This window comes from Neobacillus drentensis, from assembly GCF_036962765.1.
Classification (GTDB): Bacteria; Bacillota; Bacilli; order Bacillales; family Cytobacillaceae; genus Neobacillus; species Neobacillus drentensis_C.
The window spans coordinates 1-2715 of sequence record NZ_JBALOS010000085.1; the positions used below are offsets into that span (position 1 = coordinate 1).

General features: G+C 39.3%; 2 protein-coding genes. Both read left to right on the forward strand.

What is annotated here, in order from left to right; translation table 11 throughout:
• Window positions 1-305: 305 nt before the first annotated feature.
• Window positions 306-1364, forward strand: a complete 1059-nt coding sequence (locus tag V7137_RS12335; protein WP_335698361.1) for an LLM class flavin-dependent oxidoreductase — start codon at window positions 306-308, stop codon at window positions 1362-1364.
• Window positions 1365-1390: 26 nt separating this feature from the next.
• Window positions 1391-2590 (forward strand): AraC family transcriptional regulator, encoded by a 1200-nt coding sequence (locus V7137_RS12340; RefSeq protein WP_335698362.1) that lies wholly within the window; start codon window positions 1391-1393, stop codon window positions 2588-2590.
• Window positions 2591-2715 lie beyond the last annotated feature (125 nt).

Consider the following 2715-nt stretch of genomic DNA (forward strand, 5'->3'; position numbering starts at 1 on the left):
GGCTTCGGACACGATCACGCTAGAAATCCCCAATCTTGTCTAAATTCACATTTTAAACATCATTTACGATCATACTGAATCAACAATGTTTACGGAAAGAGTCTTCAAAAATATTTTCAAAATTTGGTTCTTCATAAGAGGTTGGATATTTAATCTATTAAGTCAGTTATTTTGAATTATATTAGTAAATGTAGGATAATAACGGGTGAAAATTCTTGACTTTATATCAAATTAAAACCGAGTTTGGCTATTTCATTTAATATACATCGGCACAGGGCTGCCTAATATTTTTGGAGGTAATGTTTGTGGAAATAGGAGTAAGTACGTTTGTTGAAACAACACCGGATGCTATAACCGGTGAGGTGATTAGTCATGCACAACGAATCCGTGAAGTGGTTGAGGAAATCGTCCTTGCCGATCAGGTTGGGCTAGATGTTTTTGGTGTGGGTGAGCATCATCGCGAAGATTTTGCGGCATCTTCTCCTGCTGTAGTGTTGGCTGCAGCAGCTTCGCAGACCCAACGGATTCGACTAACCAGTGCGGTAACAGTTCTATCATCTGCTGATCCGGTACGAGTTTTTCAGGATTTTGCTACACTGGATGCAATCTCAAATGGGCGTGCAGAGATTATGGCAGGCCGGGGTTCTTTTATCGAGTCATTTCCGCTGTTCGGCTATGATTTAAAAGACTATGATGAATTATTTGATCAGAAACTAGAGCTATTATTAAAAATACGAGAGTCGGAGAAAGTGAGCTGGGAAGGCGGACATCGACCAGCCATTCAAAATCTTGGCGTGTACCCTAGACCTGTTCAAAATCCTCTGCCGGTTTGGATTGGCAGTGGGGGCAGTCGGGATTCCGTCATCCGTGCAGGTTTGCTTGGATTGCCACTCGTGCTAGCCATTATTGGCGGCCGGCCACTTCAGTTTGAGCCGCTTGTGAGACTTTATAAGAAAGCAGCAGAGCACGCTGGTCATGATGTGTCGAAACTCCCAGTTGCTTCGCATTCGCACGGTTTTATTGCAGAGAGCAACGAAGTGGCTGCTGAAAAGTTTTTCCCTCCTACCCAGCAAGTCATGAGTAAATTAGGCCGAGAACGCGGATGGGGGATGTATGACCGTGAAAGCTTTGATGCAGCTCGCAGCTTTGAGGGAGCATTATACGTGGGGGATACAAAAACTGTTGCTGAGAAAATCATCCAGTTACGAAAAAATGTGGGGGTTACCCGCTTTATGCTGCATTGTCCTGTTGGCACTATGCCTCATGATGATGTAATGAGAGCTATTGAACTCTTAGGAAAAGAGGTTGCCCCAATCGTGAGAGAGGAAATAACTCGATGGGAAGCTAAAAGAAATTGTTGTTAATCCAAAGAATCTGAAGGGTGAATAAAGTGGATGAACTGCAAAGTAAGTGTTGGCTAATTAAAAATGCTTTTAATATTGATGTACATACAGTTGATAATCAATTTCAAACGATTTTGCACATATCTGATGATAATGAACCCCTAATTTTTGTTGAAGCTCGAAAGAAAATCTATTTGGATCTTAAAAAAGCTTTAGAAAAGGCTAATAAAAATAGTATTTGTTTTCATACAGATTCTTTTCAACTATCCTATTTCGCCGTAACCCTTTTCGATGTTGACCAGGATGAAGGGATGGTTTTGGTTGGACCGTTCTTAAATGAGCGAGTCACTGACCAGTTTATCTGGAATGTAATGAGGGCCAATCATCTGGAAAACAATTGGCTGAAACCCTTGGAGAATTTTTATAAGTCACTAACTTTTTTAGGCCAATCATACCTCTCAATTGGAAATTTAATAGTAAATATTTTAGTTAACCCGCCTGTTGACTCCCAAATCATTACGACGATAAACCATAGAGATCAGCTTCAGCCAAATGTACAACCTCAGGATTATTATCATAGTGGGTTGGACGTTAAACTTAGGTATGAGGCTGAAAAGAATTTTTTACATGCCATCGAAATGGGAGATAAAGAAATGGCAATGAAAGCATGGCTCGAATTTAGAGGTGATTTTCTATATAGAGTTCCAGGCAATCCTTTGCGGGCGAGAAAAAATATTACTTTTTCTTTTAATACGATGAATAGGCTGGCTGCTGCTAAGGGAGGGGTTGAACCTGAATATTTACATGCTATTTCAGAAAAATTTGCCCTTAAGATCGAGGCAGCAGTATCTATGTCCGATTTAGATGCAATTGATTTCACTATGTTAGAAGAATATTGTGATGCGGTTAAGAATTTTGCAGTTAAAGGGTATAGTTCTGTTGTAAGGAAAGCGTTAATGTATATAAATCTCAACTTTAAAGAACCAATAAATGTGCAATCAATAGCAGACGAAATTGGATTTAATCGATCCTATCTCGCGAGAAAATTTAAAGAAGAATTGAATATAAGTGTGATTGAATATATCCATCAAAAGCGGATTGAAGAGGCCATTTTTCTGATTGAACAGGGCCGGTTATCTATTACAGATATTGGTATTCAAGTGGGTTTTAGTAGCTATAATTATTTTTGTAAAGTATTTAAAGGAATAAAAGGAATGACTGCTACAGATTATAAAGGCAGCAAATAGAAAAAAAGGCACATGATTGAACTCATGGCCTTTTTTAATTTTAGGCTGTATGAAAGGTTATTGTTGATATTTCACCTATGTTGATTGGAGCGGAAGGTCTGAGAATCCTGCGGGAGTACGGGACA